Source organism: Huintestinicola butyrica, from assembly GCF_025567215.1.
Classification (GTDB): Bacteria; Bacillota; Clostridia; order Oscillospirales; family Ruminococcaceae; genus Huintestinicola; species Huintestinicola butyrica.
This window is the reverse complement of record NZ_JAOQKB010000007.1, coordinates 93,984-120,161: the sequence shown is the minus strand read 5'-3', so window position 1 is coordinate 120,161 and position 26,178 is coordinate 93,984. Positions and strand designations below refer to the sequence as shown.

The 26,178-nt window shown below is 49.7% G+C and carries 23 protein-coding genes; 20 read left to right on the top strand and 3 right to left on the bottom strand.

All coding sequences use genetic code 11. The features are described 5' to 3' along the window. Nucleotides 1–2: 2 nt before the first annotated feature. The 4 genes from OCV68_RS09105 to OCV68_RS09090 all read left to right on the top strand — a co-directional run bounded on the left by OCV68_RS09105 (nt 3) and on the right by OCV68_RS09090 (nt 3,354). A complete protein-coding gene (locus OCV68_RS09105) occupies nt 3–452 on the top strand; it encodes a DUF1934 domain-containing protein (RefSeq protein WP_147621885.1) in 450 nt (149 codons plus the stop codon). Between the two features lie 276 nt (nt 453–728). Further along, a complete protein-coding gene (gene yfcE / locus OCV68_RS09100; protein WP_262572133.1) occupies nt 729–1,277 on the top strand; it encodes a phosphodiesterase in 549 nt (182 codons plus the stop codon). Nucleotides 1,278–1,335: 58 nt separating this feature from the next. Further along, nucleotides 1,336–2,010 carry a response regulator transcription factor gene (locus OCV68_RS09095; protein ID WP_262572131.1) on the top strand — a complete coding sequence of 225 codons (675 nt, stop codon included), beginning with the start codon at nt 1,336–1,338 and terminating at the stop codon, nt 2,008–2,010. Nucleotides 2,011–2,019: 9 nt separating this feature from the next. After that, nucleotides 2,020–3,354, top strand: a complete 1,335-nt coding sequence (locus tag OCV68_RS09090; protein ID WP_262572129.1) for a sensor histidine kinase — start codon at nt 2,020–2,022, stop codon at nt 3,352–3,354. A gap of 77 nt (nt 3,355–3,431) precedes the next feature. On the opposite strand, the gene OCV68_RS09085 is transcribed toward OCV68_RS09090, so the two are convergent. Both OCV68_RS09085 and pyrE read right to left on the bottom strand, forming a co-directional pair. Then, on the bottom strand, nt 3,432–4,967 hold the full coding sequence (locus OCV68_RS09085; protein WP_022474728.1) for a hypothetical protein: 1,536 nt from the start codon (nt 4,965–4,967) through the stop codon (nt 3,432–3,434). A 53-nt stretch (nt 4,968–5,020) separates the two neighbouring features. Next, nucleotides 5,021–5,677: an orotate phosphoribosyltransferase gene (gene pyrE / locus OCV68_RS09080; RefSeq protein WP_022474727.1), complete on the bottom strand. Its 657-nt coding sequence runs from the start codon at nt 5,675–5,677 to the stop codon at nt 5,021–5,023. 318 nt (nt 5,678–5,995) lie between these two features. On the opposite strand from pyrE, the gene murD reads away from it, so the two are divergent. The 16 genes from murD (at nt 5,996) to ftsH (ending at nt 25,398) form a co-directional block, all read left to right on the top strand. Further along, nucleotides 5,996–7,390, top strand: a complete 1,395-nt coding sequence (gene murD / locus OCV68_RS09075) for a UDP-N-acetylmuramoyl-L-alanine--D-glutamate ligase (protein WP_147621889.1) — start codon at nt 5,996–5,998, stop codon at nt 7,388–7,390. Between the two features lie 22 nt (nt 7,391–7,412). Further along, nucleotides 7,413–8,447: a M42 family metallopeptidase gene (locus tag OCV68_RS09070; RefSeq protein ID WP_022474725.1), complete on the top strand. Its 1,035-nt coding sequence runs from the start codon at nt 7,413–7,415 to the stop codon at nt 8,445–8,447. Then, a complete protein-coding gene (locus tag OCV68_RS09065; RefSeq protein WP_262572127.1) occupies nt 8,444–9,490 on the top strand; it encodes a M42 family metallopeptidase in 1,047 nt (348 codons plus the stop codon). Before OCV68_RS09070 ends, OCV68_RS09065 begins: the two co-directional genes overlap by 4 nt. Nucleotides 9,491–9,507: 17 nt before the next feature. After that, complete coding sequence (locus OCV68_RS09060; protein WP_147621892.1) at nt 9,508–10,251, top strand: GNAT family N-acetyltransferase; 744 nt, start codon at nt 9,508–9,510, stop codon at nt 10,249–10,251. A gap of 13 nt (nt 10,252–10,264) precedes the next feature. Then, nucleotides 10,265–11,563 carry a methionine gamma-lyase family protein gene (locus OCV68_RS09055; RefSeq protein ID WP_022474722.1) on the top strand — a complete coding sequence of 433 codons (1,299 nt, stop codon included), beginning with the start codon at nt 10,265–10,267 and terminating at the stop codon, nt 11,561–11,563. Nucleotides 11,564–11,583: 20 nt separating this feature from the next. Next, nucleotides 11,584–12,711 carry a glycoside hydrolase family 5 protein gene (locus OCV68_RS09050; RefSeq protein WP_262572126.1) on the top strand — a complete coding sequence of 376 codons (1,128 nt, stop codon included), beginning with the start codon at nt 11,584–11,586 and terminating at the stop codon, nt 12,709–12,711. After that, nucleotides 12,708–13,514, top strand: coding sequence for an alpha/beta hydrolase (locus tag OCV68_RS09045; RefSeq protein WP_262572125.1), 807 nt, complete (start codon nt 12,708–12,710; stop codon nt 13,512–13,514). The genes OCV68_RS09050 and OCV68_RS09045 overlap by 4 nt, the downstream gene beginning before the upstream one ends. Beyond that, the gene (locus tag OCV68_RS09040; protein ID WP_262572123.1) at nt 13,511–14,002 is read left to right on the top strand and encodes a GNAT family N-acetyltransferase; all 492 of its coding nucleotides are present in this window, start codon (nt 13,511–13,513) and stop codon (nt 14,000–14,002) included. Before OCV68_RS09045 ends, OCV68_RS09040 begins: the two co-directional genes overlap by 4 nt. A 957-nt stretch (nt 14,003–14,959) precedes the next feature. After that, on the top strand, nt 14,960–16,741 hold the full coding sequence (locus OCV68_RS09035) for a ribonuclease J (protein ID WP_394803507.1): 1,782 nt from the start codon (nt 14,960–14,962) through the stop codon (nt 16,739–16,741). Between the two features lie 22 nt (nt 16,742–16,763). Continuing rightward, complete coding sequence (locus tag OCV68_RS09030; protein WP_147621897.1) at nt 16,764–18,749, top strand: DHH family phosphoesterase; 1,986 nt, start codon at nt 16,764–16,766, stop codon at nt 18,747–18,749. An 11-nt stretch (nt 18,750–18,760) separates the two neighbouring features. Beyond that, the gene (locus OCV68_RS09025; RefSeq protein ID WP_262572121.1) at nt 18,761–19,525 is read left to right on the top strand and encodes a suppressor of fused domain protein; all 765 of its coding nucleotides are present in this window, start codon (nt 18,761–18,763) and stop codon (nt 19,523–19,525) included. A gap of 34 nt (nt 19,526–19,559) precedes the next feature. Beyond that, nucleotides 19,560–20,006: a 50S ribosomal protein L9 gene (rplI, locus tag OCV68_RS09020; protein ID WP_022474715.1), complete on the top strand. Its 447-nt coding sequence runs from the start codon at nt 19,560–19,562 to the stop codon at nt 20,004–20,006. Between the two features lie 71 nt (nt 20,007–20,077). Continuing rightward, entirely contained in the window at nt 20,078–21,430 is a 1,353-nt protein-coding gene (gene dnaB / locus OCV68_RS09015) for a replicative DNA helicase (RefSeq protein WP_022474714.1), read from the top strand. Between the two features lie 9 nt (nt 21,431–21,439). Beyond that, nucleotides 21,440–22,789 carry a tRNA lysidine(34) synthetase TilS gene (gene tilS / locus OCV68_RS09010; RefSeq protein WP_262572119.1) on the top strand — a complete coding sequence of 450 codons (1,350 nt, stop codon included), beginning with the start codon at nt 21,440–21,442 and terminating at the stop codon, nt 22,787–22,789. After that, on the top strand, nt 22,779–23,342 hold the full coding sequence (gene hpt / locus OCV68_RS09005; protein WP_262572118.1) for a hypoxanthine phosphoribosyltransferase: 564 nt from the start codon (nt 22,779–22,781) through the stop codon (nt 23,340–23,342). The genes tilS and hpt overlap by 11 nt, the downstream gene beginning before the upstream one ends. Before the next feature lie 88 nt (nt 23,343–23,430). Beyond that, nucleotides 23,431–25,398 carry an ATP-dependent zinc metalloprotease FtsH gene (gene ftsH / locus OCV68_RS09000; protein ID WP_262572117.1) on the top strand — a complete coding sequence of 656 codons (1,968 nt, stop codon included), beginning with the start codon at nt 23,431–23,433 and terminating at the stop codon, nt 25,396–25,398. Nucleotides 25,399–25,550: 152 nt separating this feature from the next. Here the strand turns inward: ftsH and OCV68_RS08995 are convergent, their stop codons facing one another. Next, nucleotides 25,551–26,171, bottom strand: a complete 621-nt coding sequence (locus tag OCV68_RS08995) for a flavin reductase (RefSeq protein ID WP_262572116.1) — start codon at nt 26,169–26,171, stop codon at nt 25,551–25,553. Between the last annotated feature and the right edge of the window lie 7 nt (nt 26,172–26,178).

Here is a 26,178-nt window from a genome sequence, read left to right as displayed (position 1 = left end):
AAATGCCTGCAAAAGCTAAAAAAGTAACCATAACCATGAAAAGCATATCCGACACCGCAGGCGGTGCGCCCGATGTGATGGAGCTTATAACCGAAGGTACTCTGAGGCCCGTGACGCTGGGCAAGGTGCAGGGCTGGGAGATATCCTACAACGACAGCGAAGCTACAGGCTTTGCAGGCTCTGTGACCACCGTTTCCTGCATAGGCGAGGAGCTTGCTTCCATGACCAGAAACGGAGCGGCAAACGCACGGCTCATCATTGAAAAGGACCGCCGCCACCACTGCCATTACGGCACGGAATACGGCGAGATGCTGCTGGGCATATCCGCTTCAAGAATAGTCAACAACATGACCGAAGACGGCGGAGATATGTATTTCAAATACACAATCGACGTGAACTCCGCACTTGTCAGTGAAAATGAAATATATCTGAACGTAAAGGTCTCGGAATAAAAGGTACCCGACTCGAAAGCATATGCAATCGGGTCGGGTACGTTTATTAAAAACGGCATTCGGTACCGATTCATACGGGTTATCCGAGGATATGCCGCTGCGCACCGCACATCGCCCGTATCGCCGACTTACTTATGCCGTAATACAATTTATGCAGCGGACGAGCGCAAGGTTCGCATATATGGACAGGCTCATATCCTGTCTTTCCCCCGATAAATAAAAAAGCAGCGAAAAACTCACACCAAAGTACATAAAAAAGAAAGGAACTGAAAAATTATGAAACTTATGTTCGCTTCCGATATCCACGGCTCCGCCTCCTGCTGCAGAAAGCTGCTTGAGCGCTTTGAAATCGAAAAGCCAGACAAGCTCATTCTCCTGGGTGACCTGCTCTATCACGGTCCCAGAAACGATCTTCCCGAGGACTATGCTCCCAAGGAAGTCATAAAAATGCTCAACGGCATGAAAAAGCACCTGCTCTGCGTAAGAGGCAACTGTGAGGCAGAGGTAGATCAGATGGTGCTGGAATTCCCCGTAATGGCTGACTACATGACCATGTGGACAGACGACAGAATGTTCTTCTGCACCCACGGTCATCTCTATGACATTGAAAATATGCCCAATATCAGCGAGGGCGATGTTGTCCTCAGCGGACACACACACCTGTTCCGTACGGAAAAGAAAAACGGCATCTACTACATAAACACAGGCTCCGTATCTCTCCCCAAGGGCGGCAATCCCAAGAGCTATGTTATCTACAAGGACAGAATGTTCGAGGTGCTGGATATGGACGGCAAGCACCTTACGGGCATTGTGGCAAAGGATTAAGATTTATTTAAGGATAATGAGATATGATCATATCATAAACCAGTAAAGGACGATGAAAATGAGAGTTCTTATTGCCGAAGATGAAAACAAGCTTGCCGACGCTCTCGTGCAGATACTTGCCAAAAACAAAATAACCGCCGATGCCGCATACAACGGCATTGACGCTCTGGACAACGCACTGTCGGGAATATATGACGTTATAGTCCTCGATATCATGATGCCCGGAATGGACGGCATAGAAGTTCTGCGGAGGATACGTGCCGAGGGTATGCAAACGCCCGTGCTCATGTTCACCGCCAAGGACGAAATATCCGACAAGGTGCGTGGACTTGACAGCGGCGCTGACGACTATCTTACAAAACCCTTTGCCACCGACGAGCTGCTGGCACGTATCCGTGCCCTGGGCAGGCGCAGCAGTGCGGCAATAGTAAGCTCCCCCGTTATATCCTGCGGAGATGTGAGCCTTGATTCATCGTCCTATGAGCTTTCCAGCGGCGGCAGCTCCGTAAAGCTGGGGCTGAAGGAATTTTCCATAATGGAACTGCTGATGAAAAACGCAGGCACGGTAATAAGCAAGGAAACACTTATCACAAAGATATGGGGATACGAGTCGGACGCCGAATACAACAACGTGGAGGTATATATCTCCTTCCTGCGCAAAAAGCTAAGCTTCATAAAGTCGAAAGCCACAATAAAAACTCTCCGTGGCGTGGGCTACAGCTTCAGCGAGTAAGGAGGACGTATGATAAAACATCTGCGAAGGCGCTTCACCGCTGTGCTTATGAGCCTGCTGGGAACGGTAATGCTCATCGTTCTCGGGTCGGTGTATGTGTCAATGTACCGCTCGGAAAATATGAACACCGACCGCATAATCAATTTCGCCATGAACCTTGAAATGCACAAAGACAACACCGACCCGCCCCCTCAGTCGCCCCCTGACGGCATCGAAGAGCCGCCAAAGGATTTTGAGGGTGATATCCATTTCGACAGCTTTTTCTTTCCGCAAAGGACACGTCAGACACGTGACAGAACAGATGATATCTCCACAGGCTGGATATCCGTTACCGTGGACAGCAGCGGAATGATAACCGATATCTTCCGCAGCCAGCAGCTTTACGGCTCGGAGGACGAGGACAATATGGACGCTGCGGCTCATGCGGCGGCAGAAAACATACTCTCAAATGGCAATCAGAAAGGCATAATCTCCGTTGACGGCATATCCTACCGCTATGAGATGCGTGACAAGGACAGCGGAAAGGTGATAGTCCTGCTGGACCGCACAAACGAAGTCTCCACAATGACCCGTTTGCTGGTGATACTGGCAGGTATATTTGCGCTGTCGCTGGTGGTGCTGTTTTTATTGTCGGTGCTGCTGTCAAAATGGGCAGTAACGCCGATTGAGGACGCATGGAACAGGCAGAGGGTGTTTTTCTCCAATGCCTCCCACGAGCTGAAAACTCCGCTGGCGGTCATATCCGCAAATCTGGACGTTATCACTTCAAACCCCGATGAGACCGTTGCGGAGCAGGGAAAATGGTTCGGATATATCCGCTCGGAAGCGGACAAAATGTCCCGCCTGATAAACGAAATGCTGTACATTGCCCGAGAGGAGCGCACCGACAGCAAGACTGTCATGGCGGAGCTTGACCTGTCCGAAGCCGCAGAGGGTGCCTGCCTCGCCATGGAAGCGGTGGCATTTGAAAAAGGCAAGACCCTTATCACTGACATTGAGCCGAATGTTACCGTAAAGGGCGATAAGGAAAGCCTTACACGCACCATAAACATTCTTATCGACAACGCAGTTTCCCACTCGTCGGAGCATTCCGAAATCACGGTTCGGCTGAAAAAGAGCAGAGGGAAAGCCAAGCTCACTGTGGAAAATCAGGGCAAGCCCATACCGAAAGAGGACTTGCAGCGGATATTTGACCGCTATTACCGCACAGACGCTTCCCGCAGCAGGGACACAGGCGGTTTCGGGCTGGGTCTTGCCATTGCAAAGACCGTTGCCGAAAAGCACGGCGGCAGTATCACTGCCGAAAGCGATGAAAGCAGAACTGTATTTACGCTTATAATTTAGCAAAAAGCCTTTTACGCAAAAAAGCCTCCGTACATCTCACATAGAAATGTACGGAGGCTTTTTTATCATTATTATTCTCAGCCGATCTTGTTTATCTCGTCAAGAAGAACCTTCTTGGCTTCAAGGCTGCTGAGAGCGTTGTTTACCAGCAGATCCATTCTGTAGCGGATATATTCCTCGTAAAGGCCTGTGCCGAACACGTTCTCGGTAATAAGTGCCTTATACTTTGCCTCGCTGCAGTTGCCGGATACCAGACAAAGCATCTGCTCCAGCATGAGCATCTTTCTGTCTCTTGCGGACATACTGCCCTCGGTCTCAAGACGCTTGAGCTGCTCCAGGACTGCCAGTCTGTCCTTTCTTACGGAAAGGCGGCTGTCGGAAATGCCTGCTGCGGTGCGGATAGTGTTGGTTCTGAAAGCCTCGTCCGCAAAGGGGAATGTTCCGCTTGGGATTCCGCCCTCGCCTACGTTCTCGTAGATATCAGCATCAAGAACGGGGTAGATAAGCTCCTCATAAACGGGTGCGAACCAGTAAGCATCAGCGTCCCTGAAAATAACGGGATACTTCCAGCAAAGGTCTGTTCCGCCGAGAGCTGTATCGTTGCAGGGAGCCTTTTCTGTGGTGTAGAAGCTGTTGTAATCAACAGCGCACTTTGCGGAGGTAAGCTCTGCAAGCTTTGCAGCGCTGTAATCGCCTGTATCGTCACGGTCGCAGTCAAGGAATGTTCTTACGCCGCTGGTGCACTTGCGGTAAAGGTCCTCGCAGAATGCGGGAACGTTGGTGTAGCTTCCGAAATAGTCAGCCGCAAAGGAAACGGTAACATCATCGGCAAGAAGCTGAACATCGTCCTCCTTGTCGGTCTTGTACTTGGAGGTGATATATGCTTCAATTCTCTGCTTTACAAGAGCCTTTTCGCTGTCGGAAAGGGTAGCAAACTCAATTCTGCTGAACACGATATCCATCATCAGCTTACGGGGAACAAAGCCGTTGAGGTACTTGAAGCGGTCATTTGAGAGGAGCATTGCCATCTTTGGCAGTATCTTCTGCTGCTCGGAAACGCTGGTGGGAACCTTGTTGGACATTACGCCCAGATAAGCCAGCATCTCAGCGTATTTCTTCATAATGCCAGCTTCGTTCAGGTAGTTGAAGAAATATCCGTATATGTAGCCCTTGAAGAAGTCCTTAACGGACTGAAAAACTGCGGGATTTGAGTTTATCTCGTTCTTGAAGCTTTCGATAAGTGCTTTGGCCTCGTCGCAGCCAACAGTTTCCCTGCCGCCGTTGAGGGCGATTATGGTATCAGCCTGTGACTTGAAGAAAAGCTTTGTGAAAACTGCGCAGCAGCAGTCGGGGTCAGCGCCGTTCTTCTGCTCCTCGTTGTAGGACCAGATAAGATATGCACGGTGCATATTTTTGAGGGTGTCCTCGGATTTTTCGGTAAGCTCCTGCTCGTTTATCTTCCATGAAGAGGAAAGATGTCCCGTTGCGTTGAAGTCGCTGAGGATAGCCTCTATCTCCTCCTTGAAAGCTGCATAGGACGGAGAATTATCCATGTAGATAACTGCATCCATAAGCTGGGGTGTGATCGCTGTAAGGTCAAAACGTACGCTCATTTATCAAGACAGTCCTTTCGGTTTAATTTTTTAAGATATATTTTACTCCTGAATCAGTTTACTCCATAGGTCTTGCGGTATTCCCTCATCTTTTCAAGGTACTCCTTGCCGTCAACAACGCCCTCCTCGATAGCTGCGATGATGTCGTTGATGTTAACGATGGAATATACTCTGATGCCGTAATCCTTATAAGCCTGCTGAACGGCGGAAAGCTCGGTATCAAGAGCCTTTTCCATTCTGTCAACGGTGATTATCATGCCTGTGATATCAACATCGGCAGCGTCCTTGAGCTTGGGATATACTTCCTTGAGAGCCTTGCCTGAGGTCATAACGTCCTCGATGATAACGACCTTTTCACCCTTTGCAGGCTGCTTGCCTACGAAAAGGCCGCCCTCGCCGTGATCCTTTACTTCCTTGCGGTCGAAGCAAAAGCTTACGTCCTTGTTATATTTCTCCGCCAGAGCGATGGCTGCACAGGAAGCAAGGGGGATACCCTTGTATGCGGGGCCGAAAAGGCACTCAACGTCGATATTATGCTCCATGATGCAGTCTGCATAGAAGCCGCCAAGCTTTGCCAGCTGTGCGCCTGTTTTATAGTTGCCCGTATTGATGAAATAGGGGGCCTTTCTGCCGCTCTTGAGGGTGAAATCACCGAAGGTCAGCACGCCGCAGTCTGCCATGAATTTGATAAAATCGTTTTTGTAGCTCATTTTTTTTACAACCTTTCAAACCTGAAACTGATACTCCACTGCTCTGCTTTCGGGGCAGAAATCCAGTGTAGTCATACATATGAAATAATTATATCATATTTTTCCGTCATTTTCAACAGTCAGGAGAAATATTGGCATAAAATATTTAAGCAATAAATTGTATATTTTGCGGCATTGTGATGCTTTACCCGCCAGGATATGTATAAGACCGTATATTTCCATGTACAGGAATTTATAAATAAAATCTATTGCCATTTTGGGAAAACAGTAGTATAATATATTGTGAGTTACTATTTTTATATGGAGGACTTTTTGAATATGAGAACGAAAGCCGAGATCTTTTTTGAAAATATGAAGGATAAAAAAATAGCGTTCATAGGCGTGGGTGTCAGCCACACCGACCTTATCAAGCTCTTTCTGAAAAAGGGGCTGAACGTTACCGTATGCGACAAGAAAACTGCGGAGCAGATGAAGGAATACGAGGAGCTTAAAGCCGCAGGTGCTGCCTTTTCTCTCGGAGAAAGCTACCTTGACGGCATGGCAGAGGGAAAATATGACGTTGTTTTCCGTACCCCCGGAATGTACTATAATAATGAAACACTTACTCAGGCAAGGCTTCACGGCACTGCCGTCACTTCCGAAATGGAGGTATTCTTCGACCTTTGTCCCTGCCCCATCTACGCAGTGACAGGCTCCGACGGAAAGACCACCACTACCACCATCATCGCCGAGCTGCTGGCAGCCGAGGGCGTTACCGTTCACAAGGGCGGAAACATCGGCCGTGCGCTGCTCCCTATCATCGAGGAGGTAAAGGATGACGATGCGGCTGTTGTGGAGCTTTCCAGCTTCCAGCTCATTTCCATGAGGAAGTCCCCCGATGTGGCGGCTATCACAAATATCCGCCCCAACCACCTGAACGTCCACAAGGATATGCAGGAATACATTGATTCAAAGGCAAATCTGCTGCTTCATCAGAATGCCTTTTCAAGAGCAGTGCTGAGCTACGACAACGAAACTGCCCGTGACCTTTCCCCTCTGGTGAGAGGTCAGCTTGCATATTTCAGCCGCTTTGAAAAGCCCGAAAACGGCGCATTCCTGGCTGATAACGGTATGCTCTGCTACAATGACTACGGCAAAGTCACCGAGATACTTGACATGAAGGATATCAAGATACCCGGTATGCACAACGTTGAAAATTACCTCACCGCCATTGCAGTCACATGGGGAAAAGTAAAGCCCGAGACCGTGAGAAAGATAGCAAAGGAATTCGGCGGCGTTGAGCACCGTATCGAATTTGTAAGGGAGCTGGACGGCGTAAAATACTACAACAACTCCATCGCATCAAGCCCCACAAGAGTTATCGCCTGCCTCAACACCTTCCCCCAGAAGCAGATAATGATAATGGGCGGCTCCGACAAGGGCATTTCCTTTGAGCCTATGGCAGACCTGGTATGCGAAAAGGTAAAGCTCCTTATCCTTATGGGTCAGACCAAGGAAAAGATAAAGGCAGCTGTGGAGGCATCTTCCAAGTTTGCTGACAGCGGCCTTGAAATAATCATCGTAAACGACATGGCGGAAGCTGTTAACACCGCAAGGGCAAAGGCAAAGGAGGGCGACATCGTTTCCCTTTCCCCTGCCTGCGCAAGCTTTGATATGTACAGAATGTTCGAGGACAGAGGAAACCACTTCAAGAGCCTTGTCAATGCGTTATAAGAAAGGAAAAGTAAGGAAAACTATGGATAAAAAGGAACTTACATCTCTTATAAAGCAGATAGCGGACTGCAGGGGCGTTTCGGGCAGTGAGGAGCCTGTGGCTCAGCTGTGCCGTGACATCATGAGCCGCTACACCTGCAATGCTGAGATAAAAAACGGCAACGTACTCGCCCACTTCGGCAGCCGCTCCCCCGAAAAGCCCCATGTGCTCATTGACGCTCACCTTGACAGGGTGGGTCTCATTGCCACATACATCACCGAGGAGGGCTTTGTAAAGGCAGACTGCCTCGGCGGTCTCGACAGAAGAATATTTCCTGCACAGAGGGTCATCATTCACGGAGAAGAGGACATCTGCGGAGTTATCTGCACCCTGCCCCCTCACCTGAAAAAAGACAGCTCCGTAATGGATAAGGATCAGATATATATTGACACCATGCTTTCCCCCGCAAGGGCACGAAAGCTCATTCACCCGGGCGACGGCATTTCATTTGACTCCCCCTGCCACGAGCTTATCCCGGACAGCGGCAGGATATGCGGAGCGGCTCTTGATGACCGCTGCGGAATTGCCTGCATAATTGCGGCTGTTGATGCTCTGGGCGGAAAGTATGATGAGCTGCCCTTTACCTTTACGGTAATGTTCTCCACTCAGGAGGAGCTGGGCGAAAGGGGTGCCTGCATAGGCGCATTTGAAGTTGATCCCGATATTTCCATTGCGGTAGATGTAAGCTTTGCCATGAGCATGGGCGAAAATCCCAGAAAGTGCGGAGAAATGGCAAAGGGCTGTATGATAGGCTATGCTCCCTCTCTTGACCGCAGGCTTTCAAAGTGGTTCACCGAATATGCCGAAAAGAACAATATCCCATTCCAGTATGAGGTGATGAACGGCACTACGGGAACCAATGCGGACAGATTTTCCGTAAACCGCTGCGGCTCAAGGGCAGTCACCCTGTCCATACCCCTCAGATATATGCACACCCCTGCCGAGGTAATCGACGCAGAGGACGTTATCCTTACCGCAAAGCTTATAACTGCATTTTTAAAGGAGGGCGCAATATGAACATCAACAAGGAACTGCTGCGCACTCTCTTAAAAGAGCTGTGCGAGATAAACGGCGCTTCGGGACGAGAAGATAATGTACGTGAATATATCCTCGATAAAATAAGAGACAAGTGCAGCTGCACCATACTCCCCTCGGGCTGCATAGTGGCAGAATACAAGGGCAGAAAAACGCCCGAAAAGAAGCTTATGATATCCGCCCACATGGACGAGGTGGGGCTTATCATCACAGGGATAAACTCCGACGGAACGCTGGCTTTCAACTGTGTGGGCGGCGTTGAGGCGGACGCTGTTATCGGCAGGCAGGTAATGACCGAAAACGGCATTTACGGCTCTGTGGGCTCCAAGGCTGTTCACAACATGACCGAGGACGAGAGAAAAGCTCCCCCTAAATTCGACGGGCTTTACATCGACATCGGCGCAAAGGACAAGGCGGAAGCCGAGAAATTTATCCGCCCAGGCGATTATGCTTATTACACCTGCGGATATGCCCTTTCGCAGGACGGCTATGTGCGCTCCAAGGCAATAGACGACCGTGCAGGCTGTGCGGTAATGATTGCAATGATACTGGAGGATATTCCCGAGTACGACTGCACATTTACCTTTGTGACCCAGGAAGAGATAGGTCTCAGAGGCGCAAGGACGGCAGCATTTTATGCCGCTCCCGATTTTGCCATAGTGCTCGAAGCTACCACAGCGGCGGATATTCCCCTTTCCGAGGGCGACAAGCGCTGCTGCCTGCTGGGAAAAGGCCCCGTGGTATCCTATATGGACCGCTCCACCGTTTATGACAGGAAGCTTTTTGACCTGTCGCAGGAAATCGCAAAGGACAACAGCATCGGCTGGCAGACAAAAACACTCATCGCAGGCGGAAACGACAGCGGCGCAATTCACATCAGCCGCAGCGGCGTGAGAACGATAGCAATATCCGTTCCCTGCCGATATCTGCACACCCCCTGCTGCGTTATAGACGAAAACGACTACTTCGATACATTTGCCCTTGCCTGCGCAATGGCGGATAAGATACTTGACTCCGAGATCTGAAAGGTAAGGGACATTCAATGATATTGCGGGCATACGAGCGCTCCGAACTGAGACTGACTGACGACTATTACTGCGGTAAAATTGAGGCCGCGGTAAATGCCTACGGAATGAGCTACGATTTTTGCAGGCTATATTCCGTAAACGAGGGGCTTACATGGGGAAATATCCTGCTGTATAACTCCGCCGCAGTGCTGGGCGGCAGCCTGATAAATGAAGACGAGCTGGCGGATTTTATCCGCATAAACGCTCCCCAGACGGTGGAATGCCCCAGATATACGGGAAATCATCTGGCCATAGAGGGATATGAGCAGAAAAAGCGCCTGCTTTTCAGAATGGTGCCCGACAAGGATTTTGACGAAAAGGAATTTGTAAAGGGCGTTGACAAGCCCGTATCTCTCCAGCAGATGTTCATTATCCTGAACAGCAGCTTTCAGGGGCTGCAATACGACCTGTGGTATGCGGATATGTCCCACAGGATAAGGCACGAGGTGTCAAGGGCGTTCACGTACAAGTCCGCTTCCTGCGCAAATATTGAGTTCTGCCTCAACGGAAAGGCATATATCTCAAGCGTGGCAACACTTCCCGCCGCAAGAGGACATGGCGGAGCGTCGGGGCTTTTAAAGCACATTGCCGCCATGCTGTCCCGCTACAAAATTGAAGGCTATCTGTGGTGCTATGAGGAGCTGGCAGATTTTTACACAAAGCTGGGCTTCAAGCTCACAGATGATGATATCATACTTATAAAAAAAGATAACACATGAAAGGAAAATTCTGATGGCTGAAATATTTGACCCCAAGCCCGTTGTTCAGAAGGGCTTTGAAATTGAAGAAAGAATACTTAAAGCGGCTGCAAAGGCAGAGGAATCCTGCGAGGCTGCATTCAAGGAGATCGACCGCACAGCACGATACAACGGCGAAAAGGTACTGAAAGCTTTTATCGACAACAAGGTAAGCGATGTCTGCATGAAGGGCAGCTCGGGCTACGGCTACGGCGACGTGGGCAGAGACACCCTTGACGCTGTTTTTGCTCAGGCAGTGGGCGCTGAGGACGCTCTTGTGCGCCACAGCATAGTTTCGGGCACACATGCTCTCACCATTGCGCTGTTCGGACTGCTTAGAAAGGGCGACAGAATGGTATCCCTTACAGGCAGACCCTACGATACTCTTGAAGAGGTCATCGGTCTGAGAGGTTCGGGCAACGGCTCTCTGGCTGACTACGGCGTGGAATATGAGCAGGTTGACCTTACCCCCGAGGGCAAGCCCAACGTTGCGGAGATATTCCAGAAGGTAAAGGGCGCAAAGCTTGCTTATATCCAGCGTTCAAGAGGCTACAGCCTCCGTCCCTCCCTTACCGTAAGCGACATTGCCGAGATAGTAAAGGCTGCAAAGGGCGCAAACCCAGATATCATCGTAATGGTAGATAACTGCTACGGTGAATTTACCGAAAAGACCGAGCCTGTTTCCGCAGGTGCCGATATCATCGTCGGCTCACTTATCAAGAACCCGGGCGGCGGGATCGCCGAAACAGGCGGATATATCGCAGGAACAAAGAAGCTGGTGGAGCAGTGCTCCTACAGGCTCACCTGCCCAGGCGTGGGAAGAGAAGCAGGCTGCTCTCTTGACCAGAACAAGCGTATGTATCAGGGACTTTTCTTTGCTCCCGAGGTAGTGGCAAACGCTCTCAAAACAGCTACATTCACCGCTGCGATAATGACACAGCTGGGCTTTGAGTGCTTCCCCAAGCCCAATGAGCCAAGAGGAGATATCATCACAGCAGTGCTTATGAAAAATCCCGAAAATCTCATCGCATTCTGTCAGGGCGTTCAGAAAGGCTCCCCTGTTGACAGCTTTGTTGCTCCCGAGCCTTGGGATATGCCCGGCTACGACAGCCAGGTGATCATGGCGGCAGGCGCATTCAACAACGGCGCTTCCATCGAGCTTTCCGCCGATGCTCCTCTCCGTGAGCCCTATGCGGCTTATGTTCAGGGCGGACTTACCTACGCAACAGGCAGAATGGGCATTCTCTGCGCACTTCAGGAAATGTTCGAGAAAAGATGCCTTAAACTTTTCTGATAATAAAAAGGACTGATAATATGAAGCTCTTCCGACTGGCAGCCGCTGTAATGTCTGCGGCAATGCTCTTTACCTCCTGTGGGGCTGATACGACTGAGCCAAAGGACTACAGCTCCCGCAGCTCTGCCGATATAGTCAGCAATATGAAGATAGGCTGGAACCTGGGCAACACCCTTGACGTGTGCGCCGCCGACAGAGACGGTGACGGCATCATCAACGATGTTCCCGAAAACGGCATCGTTGACGAGACGCTGTGGGGCAATCCCATGACCGACAGCTCACTTTTTGAGGCACTGAAAGCTGACGGAATAAACGCCGTGAGAATACCTATTACCTGGCGTGACCATCTGGGCGACGCTCCCGACTACAAAGTAGATGAGGACTGGATGAACCGTGTCAAGGAAGTTGTGAACTACGCCTACGACCTTGATATGTACGTTATCATAAACATTCACCACGACGGCGGAGACGACAGCAAGTTCGGCGCATGGGTACGCAGCGCATCGGAGGATTATGACAAATTCAGCGAAAAATATAATGCTCTCTGGAAGCAGATATGCGCAGAGTTTTCCGAGTATGACGACCGCCTTATTATGGAGAGCGCCAACGAGATAGGCTTTGACGACCTCCCTCAGGACGACGCATATGCGCTTCTGAACAAGATAAATCAGCAGTTTGTCGATCTGGTAAGAGCAAGCGGAGGCTACAACGCAACCCGTCCCCTGCTTATTGCAGGCTACTGGACGGATATCGCAAAGACCTGCGACAGCCGCTATCAGATGCCCGCAGACCCTGCAAATAATCTTATTCTTTCCGTTCATTACTACACTCCCTGGGAGTTCTGCATCATCAACAAAAAGATGACATGGGGCAGCGAGGCTGATGTTAAGGAGCTTGAAAGGAACATGAACAAGCTGAAAGAAAACTTCGTTGACAAGGGCGTTCCCGTTATCATCGGAGAGTACGGCTTCAATAATGGAGTTCAGCCCGAGAGCAAGGTGAAATTCGCCTCTGCAGTCTCAAAGACCTGCTATGATATGGGAATACGCACATTCCTGTGGGATAACGGCGAGGTATATGACCGCACAAACCACGTATGGCGTGTGGAAGGTCTTATAGAAGCTCTCAGAGAAAGCGTGGGCTTATGATAACGAAAACGATCCCCCTTACACCGCCATACGAAAAGGCAGGACTAAACAGTGAAGGTCTTTCCCCCACCCTCACCTGCATTATCCACGACAGCCAGCCCGAAAGGAAATATCCCGCTCTTATAGCTATCCCCGGCGGAAGCTATGAGCACTGCTCCAAGCGAGAGGGAGAGCCATGCGCCGCAAGGTGGTATTCCTACGGCTACAACGGCTTTGTGCCGGACTACAGCTGCGTGAACAAGCCGTTCCCCACGGCTTTGCTGGAGCTGTGCGCTGCGGTGGAATATATAAAAAGCCATGCAGATGAGCTTTGCTGTGACGGCAGAGTTATCCTCTGTGGATTTTCTGCGGGAGGTCATCTGGCGGCAAGTCTGGGAGTGCATTTCGGAAAATATCAGGAGCTTTTTAAAGAAAATATCCGCCCTGACGGCATGGTGCTGTGCTACCCTGTGATAACAGCGGGAAAATACACTCACCCGTTATCAGCGCAGAATATTGCTCCCACGGAAGAGCTTAGGAAGCTCGCTTCGCTGGAAGATCACGTTTCGGCTGACGTTTGCCCCACATTCATCTGGCACTGTGCGGACGACAACATCGTCCCTGTGGAAAACAGCCTGATGTTTGCATCGGCGCTGTCGGGAAGCAATGTTCCCTTTGAACTGCATATTTTCCCCAAGGGCGGTCACGGAATAGCCATGTGCGACATAACCACCATAAAGGACGGAAACGAAAGATATCTTAATCCCACTGCGGCACAGTGGTTCGCCCTTGCCCTGGACTGGGCAGAAAGGATACTGAAATGAATATCGAGATGAGAAGAATAACCTCGGAGAAAGTTCACGAGGCAGTTATGATATGGAACAAGGTAGTTGAGGACGGCGTGGCATTCCCCCAGACAGAGCCTCTTGATGACGACACGGGAGCGGAGTTCTTTGCCTCTCAGGACTACACAGCCGTTGCCTTTGACACCGATACAGCCGAGGTAGTGGGAATGTACATTCTTCACCCCAACAACGTGGGCAGATGCGGTCATATCTGCAACGCAAGCTATGCAGTGCGCTCCGATATGAGAGGAAAGCACATAGGCGAGCTGCTTGTCACAGACTGCCTTAAAAAGGCAAAGGAGCTTGGCTACAAGATACTCCAGTTCAATGCGGTAGTTGCCACAAACACCTCTGCCCTGGAGCTTTACAAGAAGCTGGGCTTTGTTCAGCTGGGCGTTATCCCGGGCGGATTTTTAATGAAGGACGGTCACTACGAGGATATCATCGTTCATTATCATACCCTGTAAAAGGCTGTCGGACAAGGGCGCTTTTACGGTATATATGCGTTTTGTTAAAAAGAAATTTGCTTGACAAAACAGGATAGATACGGTATAATAAAAATAATTATTGTGTTCGGATATTATGCGGATATTCCCGTGAGGTATTATCGGAATTTCCGTGATTGATTATTGATTGTTGAATTGCCGCTGTTTTTTGTGATGTTTTGCGGTGCGCTGAAATTATGTCTCCGCCGTTTTTGCTGTTGTTATTTAATGGTGCGGGGAATGATAGTTTTTGTTTGGTTTGCGGAAGAGGGATCGTTATGCTTCCGTATGATGTTTTATGCGCCGATAAATGCGGACAGGCTGTCGGATCGTTTTAACCATGTGATCTCCGAACATAATAACAAATAACAGGCAGAGTTTTTTATGTGCGTTTATCGGAAACCTGCCATATGTATTGGAAACCTGCTATAAATATGCAGTCAGATGAATTGATTTGAAATGAGGTATTTAAAATTGTCAGAAAACCAGAATAAGGGAAACGATATCGCCGTTAACGAGTACGGCGAAAGAATTGCTCCGAAGCCTGAAAAATCGGAAAACACAGCAAGAAACAATGCTTCGGCAAATAACAGATCCTACAGCAGATATCAGAAGCCTTTCCGCCGCCCCGCTCTCCCTCCCAAGGGAGTTTCCGCCGCAGCTTTCGGCAGGCAGCAGGCTGAAAATGCAAGCAATAATAACAATAATGTAAATGCGGAAGCACCCGAAAAGCCCCATCAGGAATATCAGCAGCAGAACGGCTACAGATCTTACCGCAATAAGCCTTACAACAAGAACTATAACAAGAATTATAAGGCTCCCCGCCAGCAGAATGACGCTGCGGTAACTGAGATACCCGCTCAGCCCTTTACCTTTGAAAAGACCGCTTTTGAAAAGAGCTATGAGCAGAGCAAGCCCTACGGCAGAAAGAATCAGGAGATAAAGAACTACAATCAGGAGAGAAGATATCAGCCCAGAAACAATTACAGGGACGATCAGCAGGCTGCTCCCGAGGAAAAGTATCAGCACGTTGTTTATCACTCCAACCACAGGGCTGTAAAGCGCACACCCCTTAGAATAATCCCCCTGGGCGGACTTAACGAGATAGGCAAGAACATGACCGTTTTCGAGTGCGGAAACGATATGTTCATCGTTGACTGCGGTCTTGCTTTCCCAGACAGCGATATGCCGGGCGTTGACCTTGTTATCCCCGATTTCACCTATGTTGAGCAGAACATCGACAAGGTAAGAGGCATCGTTATCACCCACGGTCATGAGGACCACATCGGCGGACTTGCATATCTGCTGAAAAAGGTGAATATCCCCGTTTATGCCACCCGTCTTACCATCGGTCTTATCGAGGGCAAGCTCAAGGAGCATAATCTTCTGAGCCAGACAAAGCTGAACGTTGTAACTCCCAGACAGACCGTTAAAATGGGCTGCATGGCAGTTGAATTTATCCACGTAAACCACTCTATCCCCGACGCTGTGGGTCTTGCAATCCACACTCCTGCGGGAATAGTTATCCACACAGGAGACTTCAAGGTGGATTTCACACCCATTGAGGGCGGAATTATCGACCTTGCACGCTTCGGCGAGCTGGGCAACAGGGGCGTTCTTGCACTCATGTCCGACTCCACAAATGCCGAGAAGCCCGGTCACACCGCTTCCGAGCGCAAGGTAGGCAGCTCCTTTGAAAACCTCTTTGCAAAGGCTGAGGGCAAGCGTATCATCATTGCGACATTTGCTTCAAATATCCACAGAATACAGCAGATAATCAACAACGCTGTCCGCACGGACAGAAAGGTCGCTGTTTTCGGAAGAAGTATGCTCAACGTTATCTCCACAGCTATGGAGCTGGGATATCTGAGCGTGCCCGAGGGCGTTATCATTGATCTGGAGGCTATGAACAAGTATCCTCCCGAGAAGATAGTTCTTATCACCACAGGCAGCCAGGGCGAGCCTATGTCTGCACTTACCAGAATGGCGATGAACGAGCACAGAAGCGTCACCATCACACCCATGGACTATATCATCATCAGCGCAACTCCTATCCCCGGCAACGAGAAGTACGTTACAAGAGTTGTGAACGAGCTGCTCAAGGCAGGGGCTGAGGTAATTTACGAATCTATGTATGATGTTCACGTTTCGGGTCATGCGTGCCAGGAAGAGCTGAAGCTTATAATGGCTCTCACCCGCCCCAGATTTTTCATTCCCGTTCACGGCGAGTACAAGCACCTGAAAAAGAGCGCAGGCCTTGCAAATTCCATCGGTATCCCCGAGAGCAATATCATCATCGGCTCCATAGGCGATGTTATCGAAACTGACGGCACCGACCTGAGAATAACAGGCAAGGTAACGGCAGGCAGAGTTCTGGTTGACGGTCTGGGCGTTGGCGATGTTGGTTCTATCGTGCTCCGTGACAGAAAGCATCTTGCTGAGGACGGCCTTATCGTTGTAGTTGCCACTATTGAGAGCGAGAGCGGCACTATCCTTGCAGGACCCGACATTCTTTCAAGAGGTTTTGTATATGTCCGTGAGAGCGAGGAAATGATGGAAGCCGCAAGGGATATCCTTAGAAAAACTCTGGAAAGCTGCCTTGCAGGCGGAGTAAGGGACTGGAACGGCATCAAGTCCAGCCTGAGAGACTCCCTCAGCGACTATATTTATATGAAAACAAAGCGCAATCCCATGATCCTCCCCATTATCGAGGAAATATGAAATCGAAAGCAGGTGATATTCAATGACAGGCAGAGGCTGGCGGCTTTTTAAGCTGGTTTCAATGCTCCTCGTGGCGGCGGCTGTTTCATGCGCCTTTTCACTGGCAGGCACGGACGAGGTGAAGTTCTGGTCCATGCTGGCGGTGGTATGCCTGATAAGCCTTGCGTACATCGCACTGTTTATCCGCTGTGAGCAGAACCTCCACAGCTTCGTTTCGGAAATGGAATCGCAACTGAACCTTACCGAAAGGGACTCACTGTACAAATTCCCCGCTCCCGCACTTATCGTTGACAGCGACGGGATAATCATATGGTTCAACAAGGCGTTCACCGAGCAGATACACGCTTCTGATGCTTACGGAGTCCACCTGAGCCAGATCATTGATATCGACCTTTCAACAACATTTTCAAAAATAGACACTGTAGTGGAATATAACGCAGGCCACTACAGGATAAGAGCTGTCACAACCGAGAAAAAGGACGAGAGCAACACTCCCGTCTCCGAGCTTACCCTCCTTTATTTCCAGGACGTAAGCGAGCTTATCGACGTGAAGAACGAGTATGCACGCAGCCGAAACTGGGTGGCAATGCTGCTCATCGACAGCTACGACGAGCTTTTTGCCAAGGTAAAGGACTCTGACAAGGCTCACATCACCATGCAGATAGACAAGCTGGCGGAATCTTTCATTGAAGAGCACAACGGTCTTATGAAAAAGATATCCTCCGACCGCTATTTTGCCATAATCAGCGAAAATGAACTGATAAAGCTTGAAGAGGAAAAGTTCAAGTCAATTCTCGATAAGGTGCATCAGATACTTGTTGCCGAGCATACTCCAGTTACCCTTTCCATCGGTATCGGCAGAGGCGGCAGCAACCTGAGGGAAAGCGAGGAAATGGCACGTCAGGCGCTGGATATGACCCAGGGCAGAGGCGGCGACCAGGTAGCTGTAAAGGACGAAAAGGACTTCACCTTCTTCGGCGGCAACTCCTCGGGAATCGAAAAGAGCACAAAGGTAAAGACACGTATATTCAGCTCGGGTCTTATAAGCCTTATCCGTGCGGCTGACAGGACTATCCTTATGGGCCACGCATGGGGCGACCTTGACGCAATAGGCGCAGCTGCGGGTCTGTGCGGCGCAATAAGAGCCATAGGCGCAGATGCCTATGTGTTCTCAGACACCGACCACACCCTTGCAATGCCCATAATCGACCGCCTGAGAGAAAACCTTGAAGACGGCTCCGACCTTATCATAAACGAGGAAACCGCCCTTGAAATGATGACAGAGAACACTCTGCTCATCATCTGCGACACAAACAACAAGGACCTGCTGGACAGCAGGCAGATATACGAAAAAGCAAAGAACATTGTATTCATCGACCACCACAGGCAGGTCGTTAACTGCATAGACAATGCAGTTCTCAGCCTCCACGAGCCATACGCATCTTCCGCCAGCGAAATGGTGGCGGAGGTCATTCAGTATTTCGGCTACGAGCAGCTTTCCAGCTATTACGCCGACGCAATGCTTGCGGGCATAATGCTGGATACCAAGGATTTCGTTATGAAAACAGGCGTGCGCACCTTTGAGGCTGCGGCTTACCTGAAAAAGCTCGGTGCGGACACCGTTGCGGTAAAGAGGCTTTTTGCCATCTCCATCGAAACGGGCATAAAGCGCTCTCAGCTTGTCGAAACAGCAGAGATATACAACCGCTGCGCCATTGCTGCCAGCGAGGATTCCTCCGACGGCATACGCATTGCCACTTCTCAGGCAGCCGATGAGCTGCTGGGCATTCAGGGCGTTGACGCAAGCTTTGTCATCTATGCGGCAGGCACAGGCGCAAACATCTCCGCACGCTCCTTCGGCATAATGAACGTTCAGATAATCATGGAGCATCTGGGCGGCGGCGGTCATCAGACCATGGCGGCGGCTCAGCTGAAGGATATCTCGGTATCCGACGCCAAGAAGCAGCTTATGGCAGCCATCGACGAATACATCAGAAGCATAAGCTGACAGGAGCAGATATGGGATTAAAACAAGTTATCTATGCAGCAATAGGAATGTTCAGGATACTTACAAAAAAGGTGGCTCCCACCGTTTATATGGAAGAGATCGAGGATCATTTCTCCGAACTTTTCGATATAAAGGAAGAGGATCACCGTGTGATACATGAGCTTATGTCCGAAAAGGTGCATATCGACCTGCACATCATAGCTCCCGATGAAAACAGACCCTTTTACGTGGTATTCACCACAGGAATGAGCGACCTGCCCATGACCATGGGCGAGGACGTTCCATGGGATCTGCGCAAGACCCACGAAAGGGCAGAGCTTTTCTGCCTGCTCCCTCCCGACTGGAAAACGGAGTTTTCAAAGGGCAGTCAAAAGGACTATGACCGCTTCTGGTGGATATTTGCCGCAATAAAGCAGGCGGCACGCTATCCACACCTTTCAGGCACATGGATAGGAAGCAATCACACTCTCCAGTATTCCGAGGATAACACCCCATTCCACGAAAGCACAAAGCTGTGCTCCGCTATCTTCCTCCACCTTGACGAGAAGGACTTCGGCGGAAAGTACGGCGACCGCATGAACTACATGCGAACCAAAGACGGCAGCTACATAAATCTGCTGTGCTTCATTCCTCTGTATGCGGAGGAAATAGATTTCAAGCTTGATAACGGCTCGGACGAGCTGTTTATGAGAATGTTCGGCAGCACGGTAACGGATATGCTCCAGCTGGTGCTGGATCCCCAAAGAAAAAATTACTGCACTGCCGAAACAGCATAAATTTGCAGAAAGCTATAAGAAAGGATAGATAATCATGAAAGTAATTTTTGTACAGGACGTTAAAGGCTCAGGCAAAAAGGGCGAAGTAAAGGAAGTTTCCGACGGCTACGCAAGAAATTTCCTTATCGGCAAAGGTCTTGCAGTTGAAGCTACCGCAAAGAACCTCTCCGACCTTAACGGAAAGAAATCCTCCGAGCAGCACAAGGCTGACGTTGCAAAGCAGGAAGCTATCGACAACGCCGCTAAGATAAAGGGCAAGAGCGTTACCATCAAGGGCAAGGCAGGCGCAGGCGGAAAGCTCTTCGGAGCAGTTACCGCAGGCCACGTTGCCGACGCTATCGCTGAGCAGCTGGGCGTTAAGGTAGAAAAGAAAAAGGTAACACTCAATATGGAAATAAAGGCATTCGGCGGCTACACCGCAGAGATAAAGCTTTACCCCGGCATTTCCGAAAAGATCACGGTAAGTGTTGTCGAGGCATAATTTCCGATATCCGTTGACGTCGGTGCTCCCGACGTCAATTCTGCGTATAATAAGAGTAAAGGAGAGCGTTTATGGAATTTGATGATATTTCCGCCAGAGAAATGCCCCACAGCATAGAAGCCGAACAGACCGTTCTGGGCGCTGTTTTGCTGGACTCGGAGCTGCTGGGCACGGTTATGAACTACGTAAAGCCCGAAAGCTTTTACGTTTCAAAGCACCGTGAGCTTTTTTCCATAATCCTCCGACAGTTCACTCTGGGAGTAAACTCGGACATTATCACCGTTCTGAACGAAGCCGTTCAGGAGGGCATTTTCGAGGACTCCGCATCGGGAAAGGAATATCTTGGCGCAATAACCGAGAGCATTCCCTCCCTTGCAAACATCGAAAGCTACTGCAAGATAGTCGAGGAAAAATATTACCTGCGCTCCCTTGCTGAAGCTGCAAAAAAGATAATCTCCAACTGCACCGAAAGCGCCGAGCCTGCTTCCGTCATACTTGATTCCGCCGAGCAGATGATATATGACATCAGGCAGGGCAAGGAGGTCGATGGCCTTACAAAGGTAGATGAAGTTCTGCTTGAGACCTATGACCACTTGAACCGAATATCTGGCGCTGACAAGGAAAAATATCAGGGTGCAAAATCAGGCTATGCCGACCTGGACAGCGTTATAAGCGGTCTCAACAAATCCGACCTGCTTATCCTTGCTGCCCGTCCCGGTATGGGAAAAACTTCATTTGCGCTGAACATTGCCTCCAACGTGTGCCGCAGAAGCACCGACAAAGAGGTCGTGGTGTTCTCGCTGGAAATGTCAAAGGAGCAGCTTGTAACACGTATGCTCTCCGCCGAGAGCCTTGTTACCAGCGACCACCTTATCAAGGGCAACATCGACGAAAAGGACTGGGAAAAGCTTGCTCAGGGCGCTGACCGCATGGCTGGCATGAACCTGTACCTTGACGATACGGCGGGCATCACCGTAGTTCAGATGAAAGCAAAGCTCAGACGTCTTAAAAACGTGGGGCTTGTTATCATCGACTACTTACAGCTCATGAACTCCAGCAAGCGCATCGATAACCGTGTAAACGAAATTTCCGATATCACCCGTCAGCTCAAGCTTATGGCAAAGGAGCTGAACGTTCCCGTTATCACCCTTTCACAGCTTTCACGTTCCGTTGAGTCACGTCCCGACAAGCGGCCTCTGCTCTCCGACCTGAGAGAATCAGGCTCTATCGAGCAGGATGCGGATATCGTAATGTTCCTCTACCGTGACGGCTACTACAACAAGGACAAGGTGGAGGACGTTAACCTTGCGGAATGTATCGTTGCCAAGAACCGTCACGGCGAAACAGGCACTGTAAACCTCAGGTGGAACGGTCAATATACCCTGTTCCTCAGCGAGGACAGACGGCCTGCTCCCGCAGAATAAGAGGTCGGCATGAACGTTTCGGACAAGGTGCGTGAGACAATAACACGCCGCTGTATGATACAAAAGGGCGACACTGTTACCGCAGGGCTTTCGGGCGGTGCGGACAGCGTTTGCCTTGTAACAGTCCTGCATGGGCTTTCCCATGAAATGGGCTTTACGCTGATGGCAGTTCACGTAAATCACTGCCTGAGAGGCGAGGAAAGTGACCGTGACCAGCATTTCTGCGAGGAGCTGTGCAAAAGGCTTGATATCCCCCTTGAAGTCTGCCGAGTAGATGTGACGGGCTTTGCCAAGGAAAGCGGAAGATCCACCGAGGAGGCCGCACGTATCCTGCGTTACGGCGCATTTGACAAGGTTTCCTGCGGGGGAAAGACAGCCACCGCTCACAATAAAAATGACAACGCCGAAACGGTGCTTTTCAACATCGTAAGAGGCTCGGGGCTTAAAGGTCTCGGGGGCATACCATATGTGAGAGGGAACATTATCCGTCCCCTGCTGGACGTTTCCAGGAGCGAGATAGAGGAATACCTCTCCCAAATGGGTCAGGGCTTTGTCACCGACAGCACCAATCTCACCGAAGATTACTCACGAAACAAGCTGCGCAGGCGTATCATACCCCAGCTTGAAGAGATAAATGCAGATGTCACCGACGCACTTTGCAGGCTTTCACTATCGGCAGAGGAGGACGAGTCATTTCTCTCTCAGCTGACAGACGATATCGACCCACAGCGCCTTTGTGAATATGCACCGTCTCTGCGGAAAAGGTATATACGCAGGCTGCTGAGCGAAAACAATATCCCCATAAGCCGTGACAGGATAGAGGAAATAGACGCAGCTGTCAAATCAGGCAGAAAAACACGCTTTGACCTCAGCCGTGATATTTTCGCCGTAACTGACGGAAAAAGCGTTGTTATAAGGAAAATGAGCAGAACGGAAAACTTCCGCACAAATGTTGTTTTCAGCAGTGATAAAGAGATAATTGTCCCCGAATATGATAAAAAGGTGATAATTGAACGACCTTCAAATGATATTTTTCAAAAGCAGGGCATTGTTAAAGGAAAATTAACAAACGGACTTGTAAATTATGATAAAATACAAGGTGTTGTTATTCTACGGAATAAGCAGGACGGCGACAGCATAAGGTTTGCCCGCCGTGATCATACCACAAAGCTGAAAAAGCTGTACAACTCCCTTAAACTGACCGATGAGGAAAGGCAGTCCGCCCTTGTTATGGAGGACGATGAGGGAATATTCTGGAGCGAATACGGCGGCGCAAGCGACCGTGTTTCCCCCGATAAAAATGAAACTTCGGAAAATTTATATATTATTTCAGTAAGGCGGAAGATAAATGATAACTAAGGAAAATGCACCCGTTGCCGAGGATTACGGCTACGGCTCCATCAAGAGAGTTCTTATCACCGAGGAAGAGATCGCACAGGCTGTAAAGAAAACAGGTCAGCTCATTTCCGAGGAATATGCGGGCAAGCCCCTGCTTATCATCGGCATTCTCAAGGGCTGCTATGTTTTTATTGCGGACTTCTGCAGAGCTATCAAGATTCCCTGCGAGATCGCATTCATGGCTGCTGAAAGCTATGGTCAAAGCTCCGTTTCCTCAGGCGATGTAAAGATAACACTGGACCTGAAATGCGATATCTCCAAATATCACGTAATAATTGCTGAGGATATCGTTGACACAGGCAACACCCTCTCCAAAATATGCAAAATACTGAAGGAGAGAAATCCCCTTTCGCTGAAGGTTTACACCCTTCTCAACAAGCCCGACCGCAGAACAGTGGATTTTACGCCGGATTATTCCATTTTCACTATCCCCGACCTTTTTGTTGTGGGATACGGTCTCGACTACGGCGAGCAGATGCGCAACCTGCCTTACATTGCTGAGGCTGAGCTGTAAGCGCACATCAGGCACGACAGAATATTTTTAACGGACGGTATCGGAAGTGACTGCAATCCGATATCGGGAAAAGGAAGGTTTTAGTCACATGAAAAAAGGCAGCGGTTTATTTATCTACATCATAATTGCCATTGTGCTGATGTTTTCAATGGTATATTTCCTTAGGCAGTCCTCTCACCCCCAGGCTGAGTACACCTATTCCGAGATAATGTCCTACTTCGACAACTATCAGGTATCGCAGTACACATTTGATCTTGGCACAGGCGATCTGGAAATGACTGTTGACGATAACGGCACAAGCAAGCAGATCAGCTACACCGTTCCCAACGTTAATCTCTTCGTTGACGAGATCCAGTACAGCCAGAGCGGCGAGGACAACTACCGTCAGGCTTACAACAAGCTCCACCCCGATGCTCCCCTGAACCAGGAATACTACAAGATACAGGATACCTCATGGCTCTACAATCTTCTCCCCTCACTGATAATGCTTATCCTCATGTTCGTGCTCTTCTTCTTTATGATGAGGCAGGCAGGCGGCGGAGCTAAGATCAACAGCTTCGGCAAGGCAAATATCAAGAACCAGTCCAAGAAGAAAAACACATTTAAGGACGTTGCAGGCGCAGATGAAGAAAAGCAGGAGCTTGCGGAGATCGTTGATTTCCTCAAGAACCCCAAGAAATATAACGACATCGGCGCAAGAATCCCCAAGGGCGTTCTGCTCATGGGCCCTCCGGGTACAGGTAAAACACTGCTTGCAAAGGCAGTCGCAGGTGAAGCAGGCGTTCCCTTCTTCTCCATCTCAGGTTCAGACTTCGTTGAGATGTTTGTCGGCGTCGGTGCTTCCAGAGTAAGAGACCTTTTTGAAACAGCAAAGAAAAACGCTCCCTCTATCATCTTCATCGACGAGATCGACGCAGTAGGCCGCCAGAGAGGCGCAGGACTGGGCGGCGGTCACGATGAGCGTGAGCAGACCCTTAACCAGCTCCTTGTTGAAATGGACGGCTTTGAGGGCAACGAGGGCGTTATCGTAATTGCGGCAACAAACCGCCGTGATATCCTTGACCCCGCACTTCTCCGTCCCGGACGTTTCGACAGAGAGGTAATGGTAGGCTATCCCGATGTTAAGGGAAGAGAGGAGATACTCAAGGTACACGCAAAGAACAAGCCCCTTGCTCCCGACGTTGACCTTAACGTTATCGCAAAGACAACTCAGCAGTTCACAGGTGCTGACCTGGAAAACCTGCTTAACGAGGCTGCCCTCCTTGCCGCAAGAAACGACCGCAAGGCAATCACCGAGGCAGATATCGAGGAAGCTACCGTCAAGGTCGTTTCAGGCCCCGAAAAGAGATCTCACATCGTTACCGACCGTGACAGACGCATCACCGCTTATCACGAGGCAGGCCATGCAGTTGCTGCATATAACCTCCCCCTCGCAGATAAGGTGCACATGGTAACAATTATCCCCAGAGGCGATGCAGGCGGCTTTACAATGGCTCGTCCCACAACAGACGACCAGTTCAAGACCAAAAATCAGCTCATCCAGCAGATCGTATGGGCAATGGGCGGCCGTGTTGCCGAGTCGATCGTATTTGACGACATCACATGGGGCGCATCGGGCGATATCCAGTCCGCAACAAGAATCGCAAAGACAATGATAACCAGATGCGGCTTCTCAGAAAAGCTTGGACCTATCCAGTACGGCAGCAGCGACGAGGTATTCCTCGGCAGAGACTTCGGTCACACTCAGGATTACAGCGAAAGCACTGCAGCTCTCATTGATGACGAGGTAAAGAACATCGTGGAAAGTGCATATGCAGACTGCGAAAAGATACTCAAGGAACACCGTCACCAGCTTGACGAGCTTGCAGATTACCTGCTTGAATACGAAAAGATCGACGGTGAAAGCTTTGATAAGCTTATGAAAGACCAGCTCGACTGGCGCAAGGATATCAAGAAGGCTGAACCTGCAGCAGAGCCTGTAAAGGAAACTGAAACAGAAGCTCCCGCAGAGACAGATTCCCCCGCAGAAGCTGACGAAAACAAAACAGAAGAATAAATATCAAATGAGCTGTTGCACAAGATGCAGCAGCTCATTTTTTATGTCCGCAAAGAGAAAAGTACACACAAATAAGGCACAGGTACGGACAAATAAAAGGGCTTTTGCGGTGTTAAGCTGCAAAAGCCCTTTTATTTATGCGTTATAAAATATCAGCCTATCTTTTCAAAATCCACAGCACCGTGCTTGCATATCGGACAAACAAAATCAGCAGGAAGCTCTTCTCCCTCATAGATGTATCCGCATATCTTGCAAACCCAGCCCTTTTTCTTTTCAGCCTGAGCAGGCTTAGGCTTTACATTGCTGTGATAATACTCGTATGTCATTGAGGGATTGCCTGAAAGCACTGCTCCGTCTGTCATTTCAGCAATGAACATGGTGTGAGTGCCAAGGTCAATCTCACGAACCACCTTGCCCGACATAAAGGCGTTTGTACCGCTCTTTACATAAAGCAGACCGTTATCGCTGTAGTGCGGGGCAAATTTGTAGGAATCGGAAGTGCCGAACTTCTGCACCTCTCTGCCGCTCTGGAAGCCGAAATGCCTGAACAATCCGAAATCGGCAGTCTTATCAATGACAGAAACGTTGAACTTGCCTGTGTTCTTTATCATATCGTGGGTAAGATTTGCCTTGTTCACAGTGACGGCTATCTGCATGGGGCTGCTTGTAAGCTGGATAAGAGTGTTTATGATGCAGCCGTTATCCTTGTCTCCCTCCGAAGCCGTCAGCACATACAGTCCGTATGATATCTTGTAAACAGATTTAGCGTCCATATTAGCC